Raw genomic sequence first — 22,227 nt, forward strand, 5'->3', positions numbered from 1 at the left:
TGCATCCTTTGGTCTAAATCAAATTTCGAATGGGGACATCCCTTCGACTTCCTTTGGTCAATATTTTTCAGAAGACGGAAAATCGGATTGAATCAGCTCCATAAATAGGTGGGAAGCGATAACCACCTGAGTGGTGAAGTCTATTGCGTTAGGCAAAATTCAAACTGGAAATTGGCACCTCAAGCGATTTCATCAAGGTCCTTGCCAACCGCGACCGTACTTCTCCAGCGCCCCCTTCACCGCCTGGATGAAGGCCTGCACCCGGTAGGGCTTCTGCAGGAACCCCGCCAGGCCCTCGCCCTTGAAGCGGTTCACGGCCTCCGATTCGTTGAAGCCGCTGCTGAGCACCACGGGCGTGGCGTGCCCCCGGGCGCGCAGGGCGGTGAAGGCCTCGGCGCCGTCCATGTGGGGCATGGTCAGGTCCATGATGATCAGGCGGATGTCGGCCTTGTGGGTCTCGTAGAGCATCAGGGCCTCCATGCCGTCCGCGGCCAGGAGGGCGTCGAAGCCCATCTGGGCGAGGATTCCCGCGGCCATGGAGCGGATGCTCTCTTCGTCGTCGACCACCAGGATGGTGCCTGCGCCGCGGAACTCCTGGGGGGCCTCCGGGGCCGCCTGGGGGCCCGCGGCGGCGCCGGAGGCCGGGAACAGGAGCTTGAAGGTGGTCCCCTTGCCCAGTTCGCTGTAGACGCGGATGCCGCCGCCGTGGCCCCTGATGATGCCCTGGATGGCCGAGAGGCCCAGGCCCCGGCCCGAGAACTTGGTGGTGAAGAAGGGCTCGAAGATCCGCTTCATGGTCTCGGGACTCATGCCGGCGCCGTCGTCGGCCACCTCCAGGGTGACGAAGGTGCCCGGCTTCATGGGCTGGCTCTGGAAGGTGCGCTCCAGGTAGTCGGCGTCCGCGCTCATGACGCCGGTGCGGACGGTGACCGTTCCGGGCCGGTCCCCGATGGCGTCGGAGGCGTTGATCACCAGGTTCATCACGACCTGCTGGAGCTGGCTCGCGTCGGCCTCGATCGGGGGCAGCGTCCGGTCCAGGCTGTAGCGGATGGAGACCTTCTTGGAAATGGAGATGGTGAGCAGGTGGGTCATCTCCTCCACCAGGGCGTTGAGCTGGAGGGGCTTGATCTCGAAGGTGCCCCGGCCCGAGTAGGCCAGCATCTGCCGGGTGAGGTTGGTGGCCTTGACCACGAGGCTCTCGATGGTCTTGAGGCGGGTGGAGGCGGAGGCGGCGGGGTTGATCTCCATCTGGGCCAGGCCCAGGTTGCCCAGGATGGCGCCCAGCAGGTTGTTGAAGTCGTGGGCGATCCCGCCGGAGAGGACGCCCAGGGACTCCAGCTTCTGGCTCTGGAGGCGGGCCTGCTCGGCCAGCTTGCGGTCGGTGATGTCCGTGCTGATGATCCCGATGCCCCAGTTCCGGCCCTCGCCGTCCACCAGGGGGAATTTCTGGGACAGGTAGTCGTGGCCGGACCCGTCGGCGTGGGTCCAGCGCTCCTCCACCTCCACGGCCTGGGCCGCCCCCAGGATCTTGCGGTCCAGGAGCGTCACCTCCTCGCCCCGGGGGGGCGGCAGGATGTCCAGGTCGGTCCTGCCCAGGATCTGCTCCGCGGGCAGGCCCAGGAGGGCCTCCATGGCCGGGTTGAGGAGCAGGTAGCGGCCGTCGGCGCCCTTGAAGGCGATGGCCGCGGTGGCGTGGCGCACGAAGCCCTGGAGGCGGATCTCGCTTTCCTGGAGCCCGCGGGTGGTCGCCGCGACGGTCTCCTCCAGTTCCTTGGCGAAGGACGCCATGCGGGCCTCGGCGTCCTTCTGCATCGTGACGTCCCGGGTGACCTTGACGAAGCCCTTCAGGTCCCCCCCGGAGCCGCGCAGGGCGGTGATCACCACGTTGGCCATGAAGCGGGAGCCGTCCTTGCGGACCCTCCAGCCCTCCTGCTGGCAGGTGCCGTACTCCCCCGCCAGGGCGAGTTCCTGGGCCGGGAGGCCCGCGGCCACGTCCTCGGGCTCATAGAAAATGGAGAAGTGCCGCCCCAGGACCTCGCCGGCCTCGTAGCCCTTGAGGCGCTGGGCGCCCTGGTTCCAGGAGGCCACCCTCCCCTGGGGGTCCAGCATGAAGATGGCGTAGTCCTTGACCTGCTCGATGAAGAGCTGGAACCGCTCCTGGAGGTACTCCCGGTCTTCGGCTTCGGCCCTGGGGGGCGCAGGGTCGGCGAAGAGCTTCTGGAGGGGTTTCCACATGGGCGCGTCCGGAGGGCGTTGCCAGGAGTATGGCCCTCCGCGACCCGGATTCAATGTCAAAAAACCGGTCATCCGAAATGGAATCAATTGTTAATTACCTGTCGGGTGCTCCGCCGCGAACCCTTCGACCCGCCTGAACAGGGCGAGCACCGTGGCGCTGGTCCAGAGGTTCAGCAGGGTCCCCAGGAAATTCCCCACCCACATGCCGGGATGGGTGAGGCGCACCCAGGGCGTCGGGGCCTCGCCCAGGGGCGTGAGGGCCAGGGCGAGCACGCCCATGTAGACCAGGTAGAGGGTCGCCAGGGCCAGGACCACCAGCATCACCCGGCGCCAGGCCTGCACCATCATCCGGAGGCTGGCCCGCGCCGCCACGGGCAGCGGCTCGCCCCGCAGGAGGACCCGCAGGGGCGCCCACCCGAAGGCGAACAGGATCATGAGGCCGGGCACGACGAGGAGGACCATCCCCAGGAAGACCCCCGCGTAGAGGAGGATCCGGGCGGCCATCGCCGGCACCCAGCGCTCCTCGAAGAGCCGTTCCCACCCCGCCACGGGGTTCAGGGTCCGGTCCCCTGCGCTGGCGTCGGCCTCGGCCAGGAACCGGGGGATGAAATACATTTCCAGGGGTACCAGGCATGCGAAGGTGAGGACGAACCGGACCAGGTCGTCGTCCGGCAGGCCCACCTTGATCTGGAGCAGCGGCGGGAGGGCGGCGAGGACCATGCCCAGGGCGGCCAGGGCCAGGGCGGCGAGGGGGCGGCGGGTGAGGAAGGCCATCCCTTCGGAGAAGCTGGCGAGATCGGATTTGGGTGACTTGATCATTCTCTGAGAGTAGCGCGTTATGATCTTGGGCATGAGTCAACTGGCCCCATGTCTGCTTGTGGCGAGTCCAATGCTCCTGGACCCGAATTTTCTCCACTCCGTGGTGCTCCTCGTGGAGCACGACGAGGCCGGCGGCATGGGCGTGATCCTCAACCGCCCGCTGCCCGTGACGCTGCGCCAGATCTGCCAGGAGAGCCGGCTGGCCTTCACGGGGGACGAGGATGCAACCGCCTGGCGCGGCGGCCCCGTGGATCCCCAGCGGGGCATCATCCTGGTGCGCGGCGGGCTTCCCGAGGCCGACGACACGGTCCTGGACTTCACCGACTTCATCAGCTACCGCAAGGACCTGCTGGAGTCCCTGCTGGTCGAGCCGAGATCCACCTTCCGCCTCTTCCTCGGCTATGCGGGCTGGGGCGCCGGGCAGCTGGACCAGGAGATCCAGGACGGGGCCTGGGTCCGCGTGCCGTTGAATCCCGAATGGCTCATGCCAGAGGACCCCCAGGAGCTCTGGTCCCTGGCGATCCAGTCCATCACGGGCTAGCCGTGGGGCGGCCCTGGGGCATCCATCCCGGCGTCGCCCACGGGGCGGCCATTCTCGCGAATCTCGAGCGGAACTCCGGCAGGGGGCCCGAGGCCTGGCTGGCCCTGGCCCGGGAGGCCGGAGCGGTGGACCTCAAGGCGGCCCGGGCCTTCTTCCGGGAGCGGGGCCTCGGCATGTCCGCGGCCGGTTGGCTGGCCGAGATGGCGGCCGGCCAGGAGCCGGAAACCCCGGAGAGCTACCTCGCCAAGTGCCCCGGCTACCTGGACGCCCAGTACGCCGGCGCCAGGGCCGCCCTCCGCCCCCTCCTGGACCGGATCCTGGACGCCGCCTACGGCCTGGGCGCCGACGTCACGGCCTGCCCCTGCCGGACCCTGGTCTCCATCTACCGAAGGCGCGTGTTCGCCGAGGTCAAGCCCTTCGCTTCGCGCCTGGACCTGGGCCTGGTGCTGGGCGACCCCGCGAAGCTCGCGGGCCGCGCGCCGCGCCTCGTCGACACCGGCGGCTTCGCGAAGAAGGACCGGATCACCCTGAAGCTCGAGGTGCGGTCGGCCGCCGATCTCGACGGGGACCTGGAGGGCTGGCTGAGGCGGGCCTACGATCTGGACGTCTAGGCGATGCTCTTGGCGGCGTCCGACGCGAGCTGGTCGACCCGCTCGTTCTCGGGGTGCCCCGCGTGGCCCTTCACCCAGTGGGCGTCCACCCGGTGCTTCCCGCAGAGCGCGTCCAGCTCCTTCCAGAGCTCGATGTTGAGCACCGGCTTGCCGTCGGCCTTGCGCCAGCCCTTGGCCTTCCAGCCCTTGATCCAGGACTGGATGCCCTTCACGACGTACTGGCTGTCGCTGTAGAGGGCCACGGTGCAGGGCTTGGTGAGGAGCTTGAGGCCCTCGATGGCGGCGGTGAGCTCCATCTTGTTGTTGGTGGTCCCGGCCTCGGCGCCGGAACCCTCCTTCTCCCTGGTGCCGTCGGTGGTCTTCACGCGCAGCAGGAAGCCCCAGCCGCCGGGGCCGGGGTTCCCGAGACATGCGCCGTCGCAGTAAAGCTCGACCTGCACTAGACCTTCGCCATGTGGGGGCGGGTGGCTTCCACGGCGAGCCTGATGCTCTTCTGCAGCAGCTCGACGCCCAGGTCCAGGTCCGCGGTGGCCAGGTTCAGGGCGGGACGGAACCGCAGGCCGTTGTGGCCGGTGGAGAGGATGATCATGCCCAGGTCCTGGGCCTTGGACACCGTGGCGGTGCGCAGGGCCGGGGTGGCCATGTCCAGGGCGCAGAAGAGGCCCTTGCCGCGGGGGTTGCTGGTGAACTCGGGGAACTCCGCGTTGATCTCGTGGAGGCCCTTGAGGAGCCGCTCGCCCTGGACGGCGCAGTGGTCGACCAGCTTCTCCTCGACCATGATGTCGATGATGCGGGTGCCGCGGACCATGTCCACGAGGTTGCCGCCCCAGGTGCTGTTGATGCGGCTGGGCACCTTGAACACGCTCTCCACCTCGTCCAGGCGCGCGCTGGCGGCGATGCCGCAGCACTGGGTCTTCTTGCCGAAGACGAGGATGTCGGGGCGCACGGCGTGGTGCTCGTGGGCCCACCACTTGCCGGTGGCGCCGAAGCCCGTCTGGACCTCGTCGAAGATGAGCAGGAACTCGTGCCTGTCGGCGAGGTCGCGCAGGGCCTGCAGGAACTCGGTGCGGAAGTGGTTGTCGCCGCCCTCGCCCTGGATGGGCTCGACGATGAGGCAGGCGATCTCGGCGGGATCCTGGGCGATCACGGCCTCGATCTGGGCCACGGCGACCTTCTCCATCTGCTCGACCTTGGCGAGGTTCTCGGCGTCCAGGGGGAACGTGATCTTGGGGTTGGAGATGCGGGGCCAGTCGAACTTGGGGAAGTACTGGTACTTCCTCGGGTCGGCGGTGTTCGTGAGGCTGAGGGTGTAGCCGGAGCGCCCGTGGAAGGCCTCCTTGAAGTGGATGACCTTGGAGCCCTTCTCGGGCAGGCCCTTCTCCAGGTTCTTGCGCACCTTCCAGTCGAAGGCCGCCTTCAGGGCGTTCTCCACGGCCAGGGCGCCGCCGTCGATCCAGAACAGGTGGGGCAGGTAGGAGGGCGCGGCCTTGGTGGCGAAGGCCTCCACCCATTCCGCGTAGGCGGTGGTGTAGATGTCGGAGTTGGCGGGCTTGTTCACCGCGATGGAGCCCAGCTTGGCCTGGAAGGCCGCGTCGCGGAGGCTGGGATGGTTGTGGCCCAGGGGCGCCGTGGCGAAGAAGGTGTAGAAATCCAGATACTTCTTGCCGTCCCGGGCGTCCACGATCCAGGAACCGTAGGACTTCTCCAGGTCCATGACCATGTGGAAGCCGTCGACGAGGAGGTGGCGCCCGAGGACGTCGAAGACCTCGGCGGGGAGTACATGGGTTTCCTGCGCTTTTTTCATGGCGGCCTCGGCAAAAAGCCAGACTACCATGGGGTCCCGGGAGGCTTACGTTGCTTAGTATGATCGATGTCACAGACGCAATCCTTGACGCGGCGGGGATCCGGGAGGCCCTGCTGGACCCGGGCGCGGGCGCCGTGGTGGTCTTCGAGGGCTGCGCCCGGGACAACCACCAGGGCCGGAGCGTCGACCTCCTGGCCTACGAGGCCTACACGCCCATGGCCCTGGCCGAACTCTCCCGCATCCGCGAGGAGGCCATGGCCCGCTTCTCGCTGATCCGCTGCGCCATCCACCACCGCACCGGCGAGGTGCCGCTGCTTCAGGCCGCCGTGGTCGTGGGCGTCTCCTCCGGCCACCGCAGGGAGGCCTTCGAGGCCGTGGCCTGGATCATGGACCGGATCAAGGAGTCGGTGCCGATCTGGAAGCGCGAGAACTACAGGGACGGGGAGAAGGCCTGGGTGGAGGGGGAGAACCGGGCCTGAGGTTTTTGGCACGACCTCTGCACTGACCCAGGCCAGAGGTGCCCACCCATGGATCCCGCATACTATGTCGCAGCCGGAAGCCTGAAGGCCCGTTCCTTCCAGCTCGACACCGTATCCAACAACCTGGCCAATGCCGCGACGATCGGCTACAAGCCCGAGAAGAGCTTTTTCGCGGTGTTCAACAAGGCCGTCAATGAAGGCTCGGGGCTGCCCCTTTCCGGGTTCCTGAACGACGGCACGGTCCTGGCCTCAAGGGGCACGGATTTTTCCCAGGGCACCCTCAAGACCACGGGGCGGAACATGGACCTCGCCCTGGAGGGCTCCGGATTCTTCATGGTCAGGACCGCCGCGGGTGTCCTGGCCACCCGGGACGGGCGCCTGGGGCTCTCCAAGACCGGGGAGCTGCAGACCCTGGACGGGGCCCAGGTGCTGGGCAAAAATGGCCAGCCCATCCTCCTGGACGTCAACGACCCCGCCTTCACGGTGCTGGCCGACGGTACGGTCATGCAGGGCACGGAGGCCAAGGGCCAGATCGAGATCCGGGACTTCGCCAGCCCGGATTCCCTCCAGCGCATGGGCTCCAACCGCTTCGACCCCGCCGGTTCGGCCACCAGGGCCGCCACGGCCACGGTGGTGCAGGGGTCCCTGGAGCAGAGCTCGGTGGACACGGCCACCTGCATGATCGACATGATCCGCCTGAACCGCCTTTTCGAAATGAGCATGAAGGTGGCGTCCACCATCACCAACGACATGGACAGCCGCAGCATCTCCGACGTCGCCCCGCGCTGAAACCCCCCGATCCTAGGAGCCTCCCATGATGAGAGCCATGTGGTCCGCCGCCGCCGGCATGAACGTGCAGACGACGAACATGGACACCATCTCCAACAACCTGGCCAATATCAACACTACCGGGTTCAAGAAGTCCCGTGCGGAGTTCCAGGACCTCCTCTACCAGACCATCAACACGGCCGGCACCAACACGTCCACCTCCACGACCTATCCGGGCAACATCCAGATCGGGCACGGGGCGCGCCTGGCGGCCATGGTGAAGGAGTTCACCACCGGCAGCCTCAAGAACACCAACAGCCAGTTCGACATGGCCATCGAGGGTTCGGGCTTCTTCCGCATGACCATGCCCGACGGCACCTTCGCCTACACCCGGGACGGCTCGTTCAGCCTGGACCAGAACGGCAACATCGTGAACGCCAACGGCAATCCCCTGGACCCCCAGGTGACCATCCCCCAGGACGCCCTCAGCGTCACCATCGCCACCGACGGCACCATCTCCGTGACCCAGCCCGGCCAGTCCACGCCCCAGCAGGTGGGCCAGATCACCATCTCGAACTTCATCAACCCCAACGGCCTCAATGCCCTGGGCCACAACCTCTACCAGCCCACCCTGGCCAGCGGCGACGCCATCGACGGCACCCCCGGGCTCACCGGCCTGGGCACCATCCAGCAGTACTTCCTCGAGGTCTCCAACGTGGACATGGCCGAGGAGATGGTGAACATGATCATCGGCCAGCGCGCCTACGAGGCCAACTCCAAGACCATCCAGACCGCCGACAGCATGCTGCAGCTGGTGGCCGGCCTCAAGCGCTAGCCGTGCGCCTCCTGGCCGCATTCCTCCTGGGCGCCGCCCTCCTCGGGGCCGAGCCCGACGCCGCGCTCCCCGCCGGGGACCGCCTCCACGCGCAGGCCCTGGCCTACGCCGAGGCCCAGGTGGCGGGCCGGGACGGGACCTACACGTTCCGGGTGGTCACCCCCCCGCTCCTGCCCAAGTCCCCGAAGGGGCCCCTGACCTTCGAGCCGGCCCACCTGAGCCGGCCCGACCTGACCGGGCGGTTCTACGTGTCCTTCAACGCGATCGCCGCGGGCCGCACCCTGGGCATGGTGCGGGTGGACATGGACGGCCAGTGGAAGGGGCAGCTCCTGCGCTTCCGGAGCGCCCTGCCGCGCCGGGCCGTGCCGGAGCCGGGCCAGCTCGAGGCCTTCGACTTCGAGGGCGTCCCCCCGGCCGGGGCGCTGCGGGCGGTGCCCGAGGGCTACCGGCTGCGCGGGCCCGTGATCCAGGGCAAGGTGCTGGTGCGCACGGACCTGGAGGCCATCCCCCTCATCAACGCCGGCGACCCGGTGCGCCTGGCGCTGGTGGACGGCGACCTGTCCATCACGGTGGATGCCCTGGCCCGGTCCGGAGGCGCCGCCGGGGACAAGGTTAGGCTGGAAATGCCCACCACCCGCAGGATGGTCCAGGCCGTGGTCACCGGCCCCGGAGAGGCGCGCGTCCAGTGGGCCGGATCGAAATAGGTGGCGGGGGAGGGCCAAAGACAATAGTCTGGAGCCTTGACAGGAGCCCGCCATGGCCCACGACCATGATCACAAAGACCCCAATCACGCGTGCGGCTGCGGCCACGACGAGGACCATGCCGATGAAATCGAGGTAGTCGAACTCGAGGACGAAAACGGTGAAAAGGAGGAGTTCGCCATCCTGGAGGAAGTGGATTTCGAAGACCGCCACTTCGCCATCATGGCCCCCCTCGCCGAGGTCCAGGCGTATTCCGAGGCCGGCGAAGCCGGCGAGGACACCGAAGGCGACAGCAACCTGACCATCGAGATCTTCGAGGTCAAGGGCGACGACTTCACCATCCTCGAGGACGAGGCGTTCGCCCAGCGGCTCCTGGCCCACCTGGACGAACTCTCCGCCAAGCTCGAGGAAGAGGAAGGCAAATAGCCACCACCACCTCGTCATCTGTGGCATTCTTGTGACATGAGGACGGATTCTGTAAAGACCAAGGGTCGGGTGCTTCTCCTGTGCGGAGATCCCGCCGGTCTGCAGAGACAGTTCCAGGGGGAGGATCTCCCCCTGGAGCAGGTCCGCCTGCGGGACTACGTGTCCGTGGACGAGATCGCCCCGGGCTGGGTGTGCTACTACTTCGGCCAGCGGCTGGAGGACTTCCCCTACCTGGGCCTCCTTTGCGACGGGGCCTTCCCCGTCCATGAAGGCTTCGTGCGCCGGGGCGGGTTCGAGGTTGCGGTTTCCGGCAAGCGCCACGGCATCGGCAGTCCCCGGGAGGCCGGTCCCTACGCCGAGCGCGCCTCGGGCATCCGCATCGTCATCGCCGAGAGCTTCGACCCCGGCTACCGCCTCTATTGCCATTCCCTGGGCCTTCTCACCTCCACGGACATGACCCTGGTGGATCGCATCCGCGCAGGGGAGGCCATCCCCATGGCCGCCTTCACCGAGGGCCTGGACCCGCTCACCGCCGAGATCGTCCGCCATGGCGGGATCTTCGACTTCACCCGGGCCCGGCTCGAGGGGACGGCGGAGATCCCCGTGCCGGCCCGTGAACCCGGGCCCATGACGTACGGGGAGAAGATCCTGGCCCGGGCCGCCCGGACCGCGGCAGGCCAGGGCCTGCCCGCGGTGGCCGCCGGCGACGGGCTCCTGGTGAAGGCGGACTGGCGCTTCTCCCACGAGACCGTCACGCCGCTGGCCGTGGCGATGCTCCGCAAGGGCCTGGGCGAAGGCATCCCCTTCGCGGACCCCGGCACCATCCTGGCCTTCCGCGACCATCTCACCTTCATGGGCCGGTTCTACACGCAGGACGAAGGGCAGCCCGGGCTCATGGAAGTGGCCCGGCGCATCAAGAAGCTCCAGGAGGAGTTCTGCGCCGCCAACGCCATCCGCCTCCACGGGGACGTCACCGAGGGCGGGTGCGAGGGCATCTGCCACGTCCTCATGGCCGAGCGGTACGCCCTGCCCGGGCAGGTGATCGTGGGCACCGACTCCCACACCCCCCACAGCGGCGCCCTGGGCGCCCTGGCCTTCGGGGTGGGGGCCGCCGACATCGCCTCGGCCTGGGTCACCGGGGACGTGCGGGTCACCGTGCCCCCCACCGTCCTGGTGCGCCTCGACGGCAAGCTCAGGCCCGGCGTCTACGCCAAGGACCTGGTGCTCCACCTCCTGACGCTGCCCTTCTTCAGGGACGGCCACGTGCGGGGGAACATCATCGAATACGCGGGCGAGGCCCTCGGGGCCCTGCAGATCGACGAGCGCGCCACCCTCACCAACATGGCCGCCGACTTCGGCGCCTTCGCGGGCGTCATGGCCCCGGACGCGGAAACCGTCCGCTTCGTGGAGGAGCGCAGGGGCGCCCGCATCGCCCTGGAGCCCTGGATGGCCAGCGACCCCGGCGCGGCCTACGCGGACCGCCTGGAGGTGGACTGCTCCCAGGTCGTGCCCATGCTGGCGTCGCCGGGCTTCGCGGGCAACGGCCTGCCCCTGGATTCCCTGGAGCGCGAGGTTCCCGTGGACATCGCCTACGTGGGCAGCTGCACCGGCGCCAAGCGCGCCGACCTGCAGAAGGTCTACGAGGTGGTGAGGTGGGGCCTGGACCACGGCCTCACGGTGCCTTTGCAGGTGCAGTTCTTCATCCAGCTCGGCAGCGAGGACGTGCGGGCCCACGCCGAGGCCCAGGGCTGGCTCGCCGCCTTCGAGGAGGCCGGCGCGCGCATCCTGGGCCCCGGCTGCGGAGCCTGCATCAACGCCGGCCCCGGCGTCTCCACCCGGGCCGAACAGGTCACCATCAGCGCCATCAACCGCAACAACCCAGGCCGCAGCGGCCCCGGCCAGGTGTGGCTGGCGAGCCCGGCCACGGTGGCCGCCAGCGCCCTGCGCGGCGCCATCTGCGGATTCGACGCGCTCGCGGGAACCCCCTAGGCGCCACCGGCATCGAAGAAACAGGGACGGGGCCCGCGCGGGCCCCCTTGTGGAGCATTCAATGCAATCAGACACCAACCTGCGGACCCTTCTGGAAGCCCTGCTGGGCGCCCGCCGAACCGGGGACCTCCTGGCCTCCGTGGCGGTGCCGGAGGCCCTCCTGGCGCCGGGGGAGCCCAGGGTCTCCCGGGCCCAGCTGGCCTTCGCCATGAACCTCGCCCTCCTCCGGGACCTGCAGGAGCGGGTGCCCTCGGCGAGGGCCTACGTGCTGGACGTGGTCGCCGGCGGCGGCAAGGTGGTCTTCGACCACGGCGCCCTGCGAACCGTCCTGGCGGCCAGCGGCCCGCTGCCCCCCGGGGAAGCCGCCATCACGCGGGTGCTGGGGCCCCTGGGCTACGCCCTGGCCGACGTCTACCCCCTGGACCGGCTCTCCATGACCGGCCGCGCCTACTGCCACCAGGACCTGCCGGAGGACATCCCCCAGTTCTTCCTCAGCGAGCTCCACCCCGAAAGCTTCAGCCCGGCCTTCCAGGCGGCCGTGGCCCGGGTGCTGGGCACCTCCCGGGACCCCCTGCCGCCCCGGGCCCTGGAACGGCTGGCGGAGCTGGCCGGTGAGGGGAGCCTGGCCCCGGAGGACGCCCGGGCCCTCCTGCCCGACCTGGTGGCGTGCTTCGACCGGCAGCACGCGGCCCCCAGCCTCGCCGACTACCGGATCCTCTACCTGGAGAGCGCGGAGATGGCCTGGATCGCCACCGAGGGCAACGCCTTCAACCATGCCACGGACCGCGTGGCCGACGTGGAGGCCCTGGCCGTGGCGCAGAAGGAGCTGGGCCGGGCCATGAAGGAGACCGTCGAGGTCTCCTCCACCGGCCGGGTCCTGCAGACCGCCTTCCAGGCCGATCCGGTGGAGCGGCCCTTCCGGGACATCGAGGGCCACCTGGTGCTGAAGACGGTGCCGGGCTCGTTCTTCGAGTTCATCACCCGCCGGCCCCTGCCCGGCGGCGGCCTGGATCTGGGCTTCGACACGGGCAACGCCCAGGCTATATTCAAGATGACCGCACCCGGGAGCTTCTGAGTGGACGCATTGATGGATGACCTCACCGCCCTGCTGGGCCAGGGCGCGGTGCTCGCCGACCAATCCGAACTCGAGAAGTACGAAACCGGCTGGCGCTACGGGAAGGGCAGGGCCCGGTTCGTGGCGCGGCCCTCCACCACCGCCGAAGTGTCGGCCTTCATGGCGTTCTGCCACGCCAGGGGCCTGCGCGTCATCGTGCAGGGGGCCAACACGGGCCTCGTGGGCGCCTCGGTGCCCGACGCCGGCGGGGAGATGGCGGTGCTCAGCCTGGAGCGCCTGAACCGGCGCCTGGAGATCGACCCCACGGACCGCACGGCCCTGGTGGACGGCGGCGTCCTCCTCAGCGCCCTCAACGAGGCCCTGGCCGGGCACGGCCTGCACTTCCCCGTGGACCTGGGGGCCGACCCCCAGATCGGGGGCATGATCGCCACCAACACCGGCGGCACCCGGCTCCTGCGGTACGGCGACGTGCGCCGCAACCTCCTTGGCCTCGAGGTGGTGCTGGCCGACGGCACCGTCGTCGACACCCTTTCGGCCCTGCGCAAGAACAACACGGGCCTGGACTTCAAGCAGCTCTTCACCGGAACCTCGGGCCTTTTCGGCGTGGTCACGGGGGCGGTGCTGCAGGTGGCGCCCCTGCCCAGGCAGCGGGCCGTGGCCCTGGTGGCGCTGGCCGGCGGCGAGGCCGTGCTGGACCTGCTGCGCAGCCTGGAGGGCGGGCTCTTCGAGGTGTTCACCGCCTACGAGGTCATCTCCGGGGAGGCAATGGCCGCCGTCTTCCGGCACCAGGAGTCCCTGCGCAACCCCTTCGACGAGGTGCCGCCCTACACGGCCCTGGTGGAGCTGGCCAGCTCCCTGCCGGAGGCGAGCCTCGACCTGGCTTCCCTCCTGGAGGAGGCCCTGGGAGCCCACATGGAGGCCCACGGCGAGGGCGTCCTGGACGCGCGCTTCGGCAAGCCCGCGGAGTTCTGGGCCATCCGCCACCACGTCTCCGAGAGCCTGCGCGGCGAGGGGAAGGTCCTGGCCTTCGACATCGCCGTGCCCCGGTCCAGCCTTCCCGCCTTCACGGAGGCCGTGAAGGGCTGGCTGGCGGAGGCCCACCCCTTCATGCGGGTCTGCGACTTCGGCCACTGGGGCGACGGCGGCACCCACCTGAACCTGGTGTGGCGCGAGGCCGACAGCCCCGTCCCGGCCGCCGAGCTGGTGCCCCTGGTCCAGCGCAAGGTCTACGACCTCGCCGTCCTGGAGCACAAGGGCAGCTACAGCGCCGAGCACGGCGTGGGACCCCACAACCAGCAGTACCACGACCTCTACACCCCCCCGGCCGTCAAGGCGGCGGGTGCCGCGCTCCGGGATCACTTCGACCCCGCCGGCCTCCTGGGCATCACCCGGCTCTGGTGAGGCCGTTCGTCGGCGGTTTTCCGCCTCCGGTACGATTCTCCGCGCCAGCCTCCGGCCTTCGGAAGTAGGCTTCCTCCATGGATGACCGCAGCCCGAACTCCATCCGGAAGGCCCCCCTCCGGTGGCTCCTCAAGGCCGTGCCCCTGGGGCTTCTCAGCGGGCTTCCCTTCGCGCTGCTCCAGACGCCCATGACCCCGCGCAGGACCCTGGTGTCGTGCCTGGTGGGGCTGATCTTCACGCTGGTGATGTGGTCGGGCCTGGAACTGGGCTCGGCGTGGGTGCGGCGGGCCGGGCCGAGCCTGGTCTCGGTGCAGCTGCGCTGGCTGCTGCTCTTCACGGCGCTGTTCGGGGCCTGCGGGCTCCTGGTGCGCCCGGTCCTGGGCGTGAACCTCTTCCACAACGCGGGCGCCGCCCTTCTGTCCTACCTCCTGGGCTTTTCCATATCGAGCTCCATCGTCACCTACCACACGGCCCGGAGCCTCGCCGAGGCGGAGCGGGCCCTGGAGCGGGCCCGGGGCGAGGCCAACATCCTGATCCTCAAGGCCCAGCTCAGCCCGCACACCCTCTTCAACGCCCTGAACGCCATCGCCGCCCTCATCCCGGGAGATCCCGCCGGGGCGGAGGCCGCGGTGGAGACCCTCTCGGCCTTCCTGCGCCGGATGCTGGAGGCCCTGGGCCGGGACCGCTGGACCCTGCGCGAGGAGTTCGACCTCATCGGGCTCCTGCTGGACCTGGAGCGCGCGCGGTTCGGGGACCGCCTCGCGGTGCGCCTGGACCTGCCCGAGGCCGAGGCGGACCGGGAGATCCCGCCCCTGCTCCTGCTGCCCCTCGTGGAGAACAGCCTGAAGCACGGCTTCCGGCCCAAGGTTGGGCCTTGCGTCCTCAGCGTCTCGGCGGACGCGACCGGGGTGAGGGTGGAGGACGACGGCGTGGGCCGGGCCCCCGGCGCGCCCGCGGGGGTGGGCCTGGCGGCGGTGGGCAGCCGCCTCGCGGCCGTGGGCGGGGTCCTGGAGTGGCCCGAGGCCCGGGCCGGCTGCGTCGCATGGGTGCGGCTGTGCCCCTGACCTACGCCCTGGTGGAGGACGAGGCCCCGGGGCGCCTGAGGCTGAAGTCCCTGCTGCGCGAACTCCGCCCGGGCTCGGTGTGCCTGGCCGAGGCGGAGGACGGCGGGGCGGGGCTGCACCTGCTCCGCATGTGCCGCCCCGACGTGCTCTTCCTGGACATCGAGTTCCCCCCGGCCGGGGCCTTCGGCCTCCTGGAGCAGGCCGCGGCCGAGGGGCTCCCCCTGCCGCCGGTGGTGTTCGTCACCGCCTTCGCCGACTACGCGGTGGAGGCCTTCCGCTGGGCGGCCTGGGACTACCTCCTCAAGCCCGTGGCGCGGCCCCGCCTGGAGGAGACCCTCGCCCGCGTCGAAGCGCGCCTCGAGCCCGCCCGGGACCTCGCCCCGTTGCTCCAGGCCCTGGCCGCCACCCGCCGCCAGGAGGCCCCGGAGCGCTTCACCGTGCAGGCCAAGGGCGGCCTGCGGGTGCTGGCCTGGGCCGACGTGAGCCATCTGGTCACCGAGAACCGGCTGCTCTTCGTGCACACCCCGGAGGGGCGCTTCATGCTGGGCCGCACCCTGGAGGAGCTGGAGACGCTCCTGCAGCCCGCCTTCTACCGCTGCCACCGGGGCGCCATGGTGGCGCTGGCCCGGGTGCGGGAGCTGCGGGCCGAGGCCGAAGGCAACGGGGAGGTCCGCCTGGACACCGGGGACCGGGTGCCCGTGAGCCGGGACCGCATGGCCGGGCTGCGCCGGAGGCTGGGGTAGCCCTTCGGAGGGATTTTCCGGCCTCCGGTCCCTTCGTGCCTTCCGGGGCGCCGGCCCCGGGCCAAGCTGGGCGGCAAGGAGCCCCCCATGCGATACCTTCCGTCATTCGCACCCGCCCTGGTGCTGACCCTGTCCGCCCAGGACCTCCCGGTCCGCCTCCAGGGGGCCCAGCGGCTCCCGGCCGACGCCATCCGCGCCCTGCAGGGCGAGCTGGCCGCCTCCGGCCAGGACCGTCCCTACTGGGACGCCTGCCTTGCCTACGCACTGGTGAGCCAGCTGGGCGCCAAGGAGCCCAAGGCCATGGAGGCCCTCCTCGACCGCACCCTGAAGGCCCTGGAGCCCCGCAGGGACGCGGAGAGCCTGGCCCTGGCCGGGGCCTGCCTCGGCCTGAAGCTGGGGTTCAAGCCGATGCTGGGCATGACCCTCTCGCCCCAGGCCAGCGGCCTGTTCACCCAGGCCCTGAAAGCCGCCCCGGGCAATCCGCGGGCGCTCCTCTTCCAGGGCATCCACGCGCTCCACACGCCGGCCTTCGCCGGAGGCGGTCCGGAAAAGGCCCTGCCCATCCTGGAGGCTGCGGCCCGTGCCGCCGACGGCGAGCAGGCCCCAGCGGATCCCTGGGCGCCTTGCTGGGGCCGGGCCGAGAGCCGCGCCTGGCTCGCGCTGGCGCTCCACAAGGCGGGCCGGGCCGGGGAGGCCAGGGCGAACCTGGACAAGGCCCTGGCCCTGGACCCGGCCTACGGCTTCGCCCGGTTCGTCGTGCTGCCCCAGGTGGGCGCCAAATGATGCTCGCGGCGCAGGTCCTTCAGGCCGCCCTGGAACTGGCCGGCGTCGTCATGGGCCCGGGGGGCAAGCCCCTGTCCGGCGCCGTGGTCACCGTGGGCGCCCACGCCGTCCGCAGCGACGCCAAGGGCCGGTTCAAACTGCCCCTGACCCGCGGGGACGCCACCGCCACCTTCACCGCCCGGGGCATGGAGCCCCAGGTGCGGGCCATCGTCCCCGGCAAGCCCCTCCTGGTGCTCCTGGAGCCCGAAGTGAAGGAGGCCGTGGTGGAGGTGGTGGAAGGCGCCGGGTACGGCACCGACGGCCCCGGCTCGGCCATCACCCGCCTGGAGATCTACACCACGCCCGGGGCCGCCGCCGATGTTTTCCAGGGCGTGAAGGCCCTGCCCGGAGTGAGCAACGCCAGCGAGGGCGCTGAGCTCTTCGTGCGGGGCGGCAATCCCAGCGAGGTGGGCATCTACCTGAACGGCGGGCACCTCCAGCATCCCTTCCACCACCCGAGCACCCAGGGGGGGATCTTCTCCTCGGTGGACACGGCCCTGGTCACCCACCTCAACTTCGTCCCGGGCGGCTTCTCGGCGCGCTACGGGGACGCCCTGTCGGCGGTGATGGAACTGTCCACGGAGACGGCCTCCCGGGTCCGGGGCGGCACCCTGCTGCTGGACCTGGCGGGGCAGGGGCTCATGGTGGACGAACCCTTGGCCGGAGGGATCCTGCGCGGCTCGTACCGCCATGCCGACACCACGCCCCTGGACAAGTGGTACGGCCTGGCGGCGAACTTCACCGAGGCGCCCATCTCCCAGGATCTGCACCTGTCCTACCAGCGGAGCTTCGGGGCCACCGGCAGGCTCTCCACCACCGTCCTGCTCTCCCGGGACCACCTGGGCCTCGACTACCGGATCCAGAACCTGGAGGCGGTCTACGCCAACCGCAGCGACACGCGCTTCCTGTCGGCCAGCTGGACCCAGGGGCTGGGGAGCCTGGCCGTGCTGAACCTGGCGGCCTCCCACACCCGCTTCGCCTCGACCTGGACCTTCGACCGCTGGGGCATGGACCAGGTGGAGGGGGAGACCTTCGGCAGGGCCGAGGTCGTCGTGCAGGCTTCCCCGCTCCTGGGCCTCGAATTCGGGGCGGACGCCGCGCGCACCTCCCTCGACCCCCGGGGCCAGGTTCCCTACGACACGTCCAACTGGGGTCCCGGGGCCGCCCCCAGGACCTTCGGCTACGGCTTCGAGGGCACCCGGACGGGAGGCTACCTGACGCTCCGGTTCCTGCTCGGCGACCGCTGGGGTCTGTCCCTGGGCGGGCGCGCCGACCGCTACGGCCTCCTGGGCGAGAACACCCGGGACCTCCGGGCCACCCTCTCCTTCAAGGCGGGGCCCCGCCTCACGCTCCTCGCCGCCGGGGGCACCTTCCACCAGATGCCCGCGCTCACGCAGCTGGATCCCCACCAGGGGAACCCGGCCCTGCGCGCCCTGCGGGCCACCCACGCCGTGCTGAGCGCCGACGCGCGGGACGACGGCGCACCGGTGCCCTGGCAGGCCCGGCTGGAACTCTACCGGAAGGACTACGGCTCGCTGGTGGTGAGGGACCCCCTGCTGCACTACGCGAGCACCGGGCGCGGGGTGGCCCGGGGGCTGGACCTGCTCCTCAAGGCGCGCAAGGGCGCCTTCCGGGGCCAGCTTGGCTACGGCTACCTGGACACCCGCCGGCGCGAGGACGACCAGTACGCCCTGGGCCCCGTGCCCACCAGCGTCCCCCACAGCTTCACCACCGTGGGCACCTGGACGATCCGCCCGGGGTGGGAATGGTCCGGCTCCTGGCGCTACGCCACGGGAGCCCCGTTCACCCCCGTCGAGGGGGGCCTCCCCGACGGCCAGGGAGGCTTCACGCCCCTGGAGGGCGCCCGCTACGGCGAACGGCTGCCGGCATACGCCCGCGTGGATTCCCGGCTCACGCGGCTGTTCCCGCTGGGTTCCGGAAGGGCCGTGGCCTTCCTGGAGGTCATGAACCTCCTGGACCGGCACAACGTGGCCAGCTACAGCTACAACCCCGACTTCACGGTGCGCAGGGCCCACGAGAGCTACTTCAGCCGCAGGATCCTGGTCGCGGGGTTCTCGCTGTCGTGGTGACCCCCGGCATTTCTGGTACCTTTAGGGCATGACGCCCACCACCCTCCGCGCCGTGATGCAGGCCCTCCGCAACCCCGTAACGGGCTGTCCCTGGGATCTGGAGCAGGACCACCAGTCCCTGGCCCGGTTCCTCCGGGAGGAGGCCGCCGAGGTCCTGGACGCGCTGGCGGCCCATGTGCCGGGGGACCCCGAGAAGGAGCGGCATTTCTGCGAGGAGCTGGGCGACCTCTGGCTGCAGGTGGCCTTCCACGCCCAGCTGGCCCAGGAGCGCGGCGCCTGGGACCTCCACGACGTGGAGGCGATGGTGGTGGAGAAGCTGGTGCGCCGCCACCCCCACGTCTTCGCCGAGGTCGAGGTGGAGAACGCCGCCGACGTGCTGGTGAACTGGGCCGCCATCAAGAAGGACGAGAAGACCGGGCGCGGCCAGGACACCCGCAAGCGGCTCCTGGAGGGCATCCCCGCCAGCCTCTCCCCCCTGGACGAGGCCATGGAGATCGGCAAGCGCTGCGCCAAGGTCGGCTTCGAGTGGCCCGACCTGGACGGCGTGCTGGACAAGGTGCGGGAGGAGATCGGCGAGCTGCAGGCGGAAACGGACCTGGACCGCGTGGAGTCCGAGTTCGGCGACGTGCTCTTCAGCCTCGTGCAGTGGGCCCGCAAGAAGGGCGTGGACCCCGACCGGGCCCTGCGCCGCCAGATGGACCGCTTCAGGGGGCGCTTCCGCGCCGTCGAGGACTTCGCCGAGGGCAACGGCGGGTGGCAGGCCCAGGACCTGGACGGCCTGGAGGCCGCGTGGCAGGGGGCCAAGAAGGCCGCGGAGGGGTCCTGATGGCCCTCCCGCCGCCCTACTTCGTCACCCTCACCCACCCCGACTGGAAGGACGCCGAGGCCTGCGGCCGCAGGCTCCCCGACGAGGCCCTGCCGGAGGTGCGCCTGGACCTCTACCCGGACATCCCGGCCGAGGCGATGGTGCGGTCCCTGGGGCGGAAGTGCCTGGTGACCTGCCGGCGCCGCGAGGACGGCGGCGCCTGGGACGGGGACGAGGCCTCCCGGATCGAACGCCTCGTGGAGGCCGCCCGCAGCCGTCCGGCGTGGCTGGACCTGGAATGGGAGCTGCCCATTCCCCCCCTGCTGGAGGAGGCCCGCTCCCACCTGCGGATCCTGCGGTCCGTGCACGTGGGCGAGGGCGTGTTCGACCTGGACGCGCGCCTGCGGGACCTGCCCGACGGGGACGCCTACAAGTGGGTGGGCCGCGCCGGGCGCCTCGCCGACAACGCGCGGGTCAAGGGCCCCCTGGCCTGGGCCCGCGACCACGAGGTCATCCTCTCGGCCTTCCTCATGGGGCCCAAAGGGATCCCCAGCCGCTGCCTGCAGTTCGCCTGGGGGGGCGCCTTCACCTACGCCGCCGCCGACGACGCCCCCGCCGCGGCGCCGGGCCAGGTGCCCCTGTCCCGGATGCTGGCGTGGCGGTGCCACAGGCTCCACGCGGGCCACGGCCTGTGCGGCGTGCTGGGCAGTCCGGTGCTCCACTCCCGGGGCCCGGCCTTCCACAACCCGCGCTTCCAGGCCGCCTTCAAGGACCTGCTCTACCTGCCCCTGGAATGCGGCGACGCAGCGGAGGCCCTGGAGGCCCTGGAGGCCCTGCCCGTGCTGGGCGCGAGCCTGACCGCCCCCCTGAAGGAGACCCTGCCGCCCCTGGCCGGCCTCCCCGCGCCGCTGAACACCCTCTTCCGGCGCGGCCCCGGCGCCCCCTGGGAGGCCGCCAACACCGACGCCCAGGCCCTGGACGCGGCCCTTGCCGGGCTGGCCCGGGGACCCGTGCTGGTGCTGGGGGACGGGGGCGTTGCCGCCACCACCCGCGCGGTGCTCGAGAAGCGCGGCTGGCCCGTGCTGCAGGCCTCCCGGAAGCCGGGAACGGCGGCGAGGGACGTGGAGGCCTTCGCCCCCGCGGGCATCGTGCAGGCCACGGCCCTGGGCATGGCGCCCGGCGATCCCGCGCCCTTCCCTGAACTGCTGGAGGCCGCGCGGCCCTTCGCGAAGTGGGCGGTGGAATGGATCTACAAGGAGGACACGGCATTTGCCGCCTGGGCGCGGGAGGCGGGGCTGCCCCTGGTGGAAGGCGCCGCGCTCTTCGAGGGCCAGGCCCGGGCCCAGTCGGACCTCTTCATCCGCGGCTGCGGGGGCGGGTGAGCCATGCGCGTGCTGCTGGTGGAGGACAAGGACAGTTTCCGCAGGATGCTGGTGCAGGCCCTGGAGAGCGGCCCCTGGGAGGTGACGGCGGTGGGCGACCCGCGGGAGGCCCTGCAGGCCCTGGCCGGGGGCGCCTTCGACATCCTCGTGACCGATCTCCGGCTGCCGGCCATGTCGGGCCTGGAGCTGCTGAAGGCCGCCAAGCGCGCCCAGCCCGCGCTGCGGGCCGTGGTCATGTCCGCCTTCGGGGAGCCCGCCGACATCGTCGAGGCCATCCGCTGGGGCGCCGACGATTTCCTGCCCAAGCCCTTCGACCTGGATGTCTTCGGCGCGGTGCTGGACCGCCTGCGCAGCCTGCGCATGGCCCCGCCGCCCGACCCCCGGGAACCCTGGGTCGTCCATTCCCCGGCCATGGCGGCCCTGGAGCGCGGCCTGGTGAAGGCCGCGGGCTCCGCCGAGCCTGTCCTCTTCCACGGCGAACCCGGCACCGGCAAGGCCCGGGCGGCGCGCCGGCTCCATGCCCTGCGCCATCCCCAGGCCCCCTTCCTCGCGTGGGATGGCGCACAGGGCGCCCCCGGGCCCGCGGAGCTGGCGCTGCTCCGGGGCGGCAGCGTCTACGTGGCAGGCCTGGAAGGGCTCCCGGCGCCCGCCCTCATCGCGGCCATGGAGGGCGCGGAGGGGCAGGGCGTCCACTGGATGGGCGGCTGCGGGAGCCCGGAGGCGCTGCCCGAGCCCGTGCGGCTGCGCATGGGCGTCCTCACCTTCCGGCTGCCGCCCCTGCGCGAGCGCCGGGAGGACATCCTGCCCCTCTTCCGCACCTTCCTGGAGCTGCACGCCAGGCGCGAGGGGCGGCCCGTGCCCATCGTGGAGCGGGCCATGGAGAAGGACCTCCTCCACCGCGAGTGGCCCGGCAACCTCAGGCAGCTCACCTGGGGCCTGACCCAGGCCCTGGGCGGCACCGCGGGTTCGGTGCTCGCCGCGCTGCCGCCCGACGGCGCCAGGCGCGGCAGCTCCATGGTGCTGCCCTTTCCCGGGCCCGGCACGCTGGAGGCCATGCTGGGCGTCGTGTCCCGGGCCGCAGAGGGCGTCCTTCTGCGCAGGGCCATGGAGGGCCGCGCGTCCGACCCGGCCGCCCTGGCCCGGGAGCTGGGCCTCACGCCCAGGGCCCTCGCCAAGGCCCTGCGCGAGCACGGCATTCCCCTGGAGGACGACTGATGAGCGGACCTGACGACGTGAGGGAGCTCGTGAGGGCGGGCCTGCGGGGCCTCTCCCGGGTGGTGGTGGGCAAGGACGGGCCGGTGCGCCGGTCCGTGGCCGTGCTGCTCTCGGGCGGCCACCTCCTGCTGGAGGACCTCCCCGGCGTGGGCAAGACCACCCTGGCCAAGGGCCTCAGCCGGCTCCTGGGCGGGTCCTACCAGCGGGTGCAGGGAACCAACGACCTCCTGCCCTCGGACCTCCTGGGGATCCACCTGTGGGAGGCCGCGGGCCAGACGTTCCGGTTCCAGCAGGGCCCGATCTTCGCGAACGTCGTCCTCCTGGACGAGCTGAACCGCATCGGGCCCAAGACCCAGAGCGCCCTGCTGGAGGTGATGGTGGAGGGCCAGGTGACCCTCGACCGCACCACGTACCGGCTCCC

21 protein-coding genes and 1 pseudogene are annotated in these 22,227 nt (G+C 71.0%); 18 read left to right on the top strand and 4 right to left on the bottom strand.

Annotated features, from left to right (window positions below; genetic code table 11):
- Positions 1 to 192: 192 nt before the first annotated feature.
- Positions 193 to 2,235, bottom strand: a complete 2,043-nt coding sequence (locus tag RAH40_RS22880; protein WP_306599960.1) for a PAS domain-containing sensor histidine kinase — start codon at positions 2,233 to 2,235, stop codon at positions 193 to 195.
- A gap of 90 nt (positions 2,236 to 2,325) precedes the next feature.
- Positions 2,326 to 3,054 carry a hypothetical protein gene (locus RAH40_RS22885; RefSeq protein ID WP_306599961.1) on the bottom strand — a complete coding sequence of 243 codons (729 nt, stop codon included), beginning with the start codon at positions 3,052 to 3,054 and terminating at the stop codon, positions 2,326 to 2,328.
- Between the two features lie 70 nt (positions 3,055 to 3,124).
- Between RAH40_RS22885 and RAH40_RS22890 the strand changes: the two genes are divergently transcribed.
- Positions 3,125 to 3,595, top strand: coding sequence for a YqgE/AlgH family protein (locus tag RAH40_RS22890; RefSeq protein ID WP_306599962.1), 471 nt, complete (start codon positions 3,125 to 3,127; stop codon positions 3,593 to 3,595).
- Between the two features lie 2 nt (positions 3,596 to 3,597).
- Entirely contained in the window at positions 3,598 to 4,206 is a 609-nt protein-coding gene (locus RAH40_RS22895; RefSeq protein WP_306599963.1) for a DUF5655 domain-containing protein, read from the top strand.
- Here the strand turns inward: RAH40_RS22895 and rnhA are convergent.
- Together rnhA and lat are read right to left on the bottom strand one after the other, a co-directional pair.
- Entirely contained in the window at positions 4,203 to 4,646 is a 444-nt protein-coding gene (rnhA, locus tag RAH40_RS22900) for a ribonuclease HI (RefSeq protein ID WP_306599964.1), read from the bottom strand. The genes RAH40_RS22895 and rnhA overlap by 4 nt on opposite strands.
- The gene (gene lat, locus RAH40_RS22905; RefSeq protein WP_306599965.1) at positions 4,646 to 6,010 is read right to left on the bottom strand and encodes an L-lysine 6-transaminase; all 1,365 of its coding nucleotides are present in this window, start codon (positions 6,008 to 6,010) and stop codon (positions 4,646 to 4,648) included. Before lat ends, rnhA begins: the two co-directional genes overlap by 1 nt.
- Before the next feature lie 59 nt (positions 6,011 to 6,069).
- On the opposite strand from lat, the gene RAH40_RS22910 reads away from it, so the two are divergent.
- From RAH40_RS22910 to RAH40_RS23135, 16 genes and pseudogenes are all read left to right on the top strand, one after another.
- Positions 6,070 to 6,489, top strand: a complete 420-nt coding sequence (locus RAH40_RS22910; protein WP_306599967.1) for a molybdenum cofactor biosynthesis protein MoaE — start codon at positions 6,070 to 6,072, stop codon at positions 6,487 to 6,489.
- Positions 6,490 to 6,537: 48 nt separating this feature from the next.
- Positions 6,538 to 7,278, top strand: a complete 741-nt coding sequence (locus RAH40_RS22915) for a flagellar hook-basal body protein (RefSeq protein ID WP_306599968.1) — start codon at positions 6,538 to 6,540, stop codon at positions 7,276 to 7,278.
- Positions 7,279 to 7,303: 25 nt separating this feature from the next.
- Positions 7,304 to 8,092 (top strand): flagellar basal-body rod protein FlgG, encoded by a 789-nt coding sequence (gene flgG / locus RAH40_RS22920; protein ID WP_306599969.1) that lies wholly within the window; start codon positions 7,304 to 7,306, stop codon positions 8,090 to 8,092.
- A gap of 2 nt (positions 8,093 to 8,094) precedes the next feature.
- Positions 8,095 to 8,796, top strand: coding sequence for a flagella basal body P-ring formation protein FlgA (locus RAH40_RS22925; RefSeq protein WP_306599970.1), 702 nt, complete (start codon positions 8,095 to 8,097; stop codon positions 8,794 to 8,796).
- Between the two features lie 52 nt (positions 8,797 to 8,848).
- The gene (locus tag RAH40_RS22930; RefSeq protein WP_306599971.1) at positions 8,849 to 9,220 is read left to right on the top strand and encodes a hypothetical protein; all 372 of its coding nucleotides are present in this window, start codon (positions 8,849 to 8,851) and stop codon (positions 9,218 to 9,220) included.
- Positions 9,221 to 9,289: 69 nt separating this feature from the next.
- Positions 9,290 to 11,209, top strand: a complete 1,920-nt coding sequence (locus RAH40_RS22935; protein WP_306599972.1) for an aconitase family protein — start codon at positions 9,290 to 9,292, stop codon at positions 11,207 to 11,209.
- Positions 11,210 to 11,270: 61 nt separating this feature from the next.
- Positions 11,271 to 12,284 (top strand): DUF1338 domain-containing protein, encoded by a 1,014-nt coding sequence (locus RAH40_RS22940; RefSeq protein ID WP_306599973.1) that lies wholly within the window; start codon positions 11,271 to 11,273, stop codon positions 12,282 to 12,284.
- A 12-nt stretch (positions 12,285 to 12,296) separates the two neighbouring features.
- Complete coding sequence (locus tag RAH40_RS22945; protein ID WP_306599974.1) at positions 12,297 to 13,685, top strand: FAD-binding oxidoreductase; 1,389 nt, start codon at positions 12,297 to 12,299, stop codon at positions 13,683 to 13,685.
- A gap of 77 nt (positions 13,686 to 13,762) precedes the next feature.
- Positions 13,763 to 14,749 (top strand): sensor histidine kinase, encoded by a 987-nt coding sequence (locus tag RAH40_RS22950; protein WP_306599975.1) that lies wholly within the window; start codon positions 13,763 to 13,765, stop codon positions 14,747 to 14,749.
- A complete protein-coding gene (locus tag RAH40_RS22955) occupies positions 14,740 to 15,492 on the top strand; it encodes a LytTR family DNA-binding domain-containing protein (protein WP_306599976.1) in 753 nt (250 codons plus the stop codon). The genes RAH40_RS22950 and RAH40_RS22955 overlap by 10 nt, the downstream gene beginning before the upstream one ends.
- Before the next feature lie 87 nt (positions 15,493 to 15,579).
- Positions 15,580 to 16,275 (top strand): hypothetical protein, encoded by a 696-nt coding sequence (locus RAH40_RS22960; protein WP_306599977.1) that lies wholly within the window; start codon positions 15,580 to 15,582, stop codon positions 16,273 to 16,275.
- Complete coding sequence (locus RAH40_RS22965) at positions 16,272 to 18,404, top strand: TonB-dependent receptor (RefSeq protein WP_306599978.1); 2,133 nt, start codon at positions 16,272 to 16,274, stop codon at positions 18,402 to 18,404. Before RAH40_RS22960 ends, RAH40_RS22965 begins: the two co-directional genes overlap by 4 nt.
- 28 nt (positions 18,405 to 18,432) lie before the next feature.
- Positions 18,433 to 19,230, top strand: a complete 798-nt coding sequence (gene mazG, locus RAH40_RS22970) for a nucleoside triphosphate pyrophosphohydrolase (RefSeq protein ID WP_306599979.1) — start codon at positions 18,433 to 18,435, stop codon at positions 19,228 to 19,230.
- Positions 19,230 to 20,591, top strand: a complete 1,362-nt coding sequence (locus RAH40_RS22975; RefSeq protein WP_306599980.1) for a bifunctional type I 3-dehydroquinate dehydratase/shikimate dehydrogenase — start codon at positions 19,230 to 19,232, stop codon at positions 20,589 to 20,591. Before mazG ends, RAH40_RS22975 begins: the two co-directional genes overlap by 1 nt.
- Before the next feature lie 3 nt (positions 20,592 to 20,594).
- Positions 20,595 to 21,806, top strand: a complete 1,212-nt coding sequence (locus RAH40_RS22980) for a sigma-54 dependent transcriptional regulator (protein WP_306599981.1) — start codon at positions 20,595 to 20,597, stop codon at positions 21,804 to 21,806.
- Positions 21,806 to 22,213: pseudogene (locus tag RAH40_RS23135) on the top strand (AAA family ATPase); the annotation flags it as partial. The gene RAH40_RS22980 and the pseudogene RAH40_RS23135, both read left to right, overlap by 1 nt.
- Positions 22,214 to 22,227 lie beyond the last annotated feature (14 nt).

The sequence above is a fragment of the Geothrix sp. 21YS21S-2 genome (assembly GCF_030846775.1).
Classification (GTDB): Bacteria; Acidobacteriota; Holophagae; order Holophagales; family Holophagaceae; genus Mesoterricola.

Bases quoted from the DNA above. Each gene is read 5' to 3' on its own strand.
- RAH40_RS22880 (WP_306599960.1), bottom strand. From the start codon at position 2,235: ATGTGGAAACCCCTCCAGAAGCTCTTCGCCGACCCTGCGCCCCCCAGG.
- RAH40_RS22885 (WP_306599961.1), bottom strand. From the start codon at position 3,054: ATGATCAAGTCACCCAAATCCGATCTCGCCAGCTTCTCCGAAGGGATG.
- RAH40_RS22890 (WP_306599962.1), top strand. From the start codon at position 3,125: ATGCTCCTGGACCCGAATTTTCTCCACTCCGTGGTGCTCCTCGTGGAG.
- lat (WP_306599965.1), bottom strand. From the start codon at position 6,010: ATGAAAAAAGCGCAGGAAACCCATGTACTCCCCGCCGAGGTCTTCGAC.
- RAH40_RS22910 (WP_306599967.1), top strand. From the start codon at position 6,070: ATGATCGATGTCACAGACGCAATCCTTGACGCGGCGGGGATCCGGGAG.
- RAH40_RS22915 (WP_306599968.1), top strand. From the start codon at position 6,538: ATGGATCCCGCATACTATGTCGCAGCCGGAAGCCTGAAGGCCCGTTCC.
- flgG (WP_306599969.1), top strand. From the start codon at position 7,304: ATGATGAGAGCCATGTGGTCCGCCGCCGCCGGCATGAACGTGCAGACG.
- RAH40_RS22930 (WP_306599971.1), top strand. From the start codon at position 8,849: ATGGCCCACGACCATGATCACAAAGACCCCAATCACGCGTGCGGCTGC.
- RAH40_RS22940 (WP_306599973.1), top strand. From the start codon at position 11,271: ATGCAATCAGACACCAACCTGCGGACCCTTCTGGAAGCCCTGCTGGGC.
- RAH40_RS22945 (WP_306599974.1), top strand. From the start codon at position 12,297: ATGGATGACCTCACCGCCCTGCTGGGCCAGGGCGCGGTGCTCGCCGAC.
- RAH40_RS22950 (WP_306599975.1), top strand. From the start codon at position 13,763: ATGGATGACCGCAGCCCGAACTCCATCCGGAAGGCCCCCCTCCGGTGG.
- RAH40_RS22960 (WP_306599977.1), top strand. From the start codon at position 15,580: ATGCGATACCTTCCGTCATTCGCACCCGCCCTGGTGCTGACCCTGTCC.
- RAH40_RS22965 (WP_306599978.1), top strand. From the start codon at position 16,272: ATGATGCTCGCGGCGCAGGTCCTTCAGGCCGCCCTGGAACTGGCCGGC.
- mazG (WP_306599979.1), top strand. From the start codon at position 18,433: ATGACGCCCACCACCCTCCGCGCCGTGATGCAGGCCCTCCGCAACCCC.
- RAH40_RS22975 (WP_306599980.1), top strand. From the start codon at position 19,230: ATGGCCCTCCCGCCGCCCTACTTCGTCACCCTCACCCACCCCGACTGG.
- RAH40_RS22980 (WP_306599981.1), top strand. From the start codon at position 20,595: ATGCGCGTGCTGCTGGTGGAGGACAAGGACAGTTTCCGCAGGATGCTG.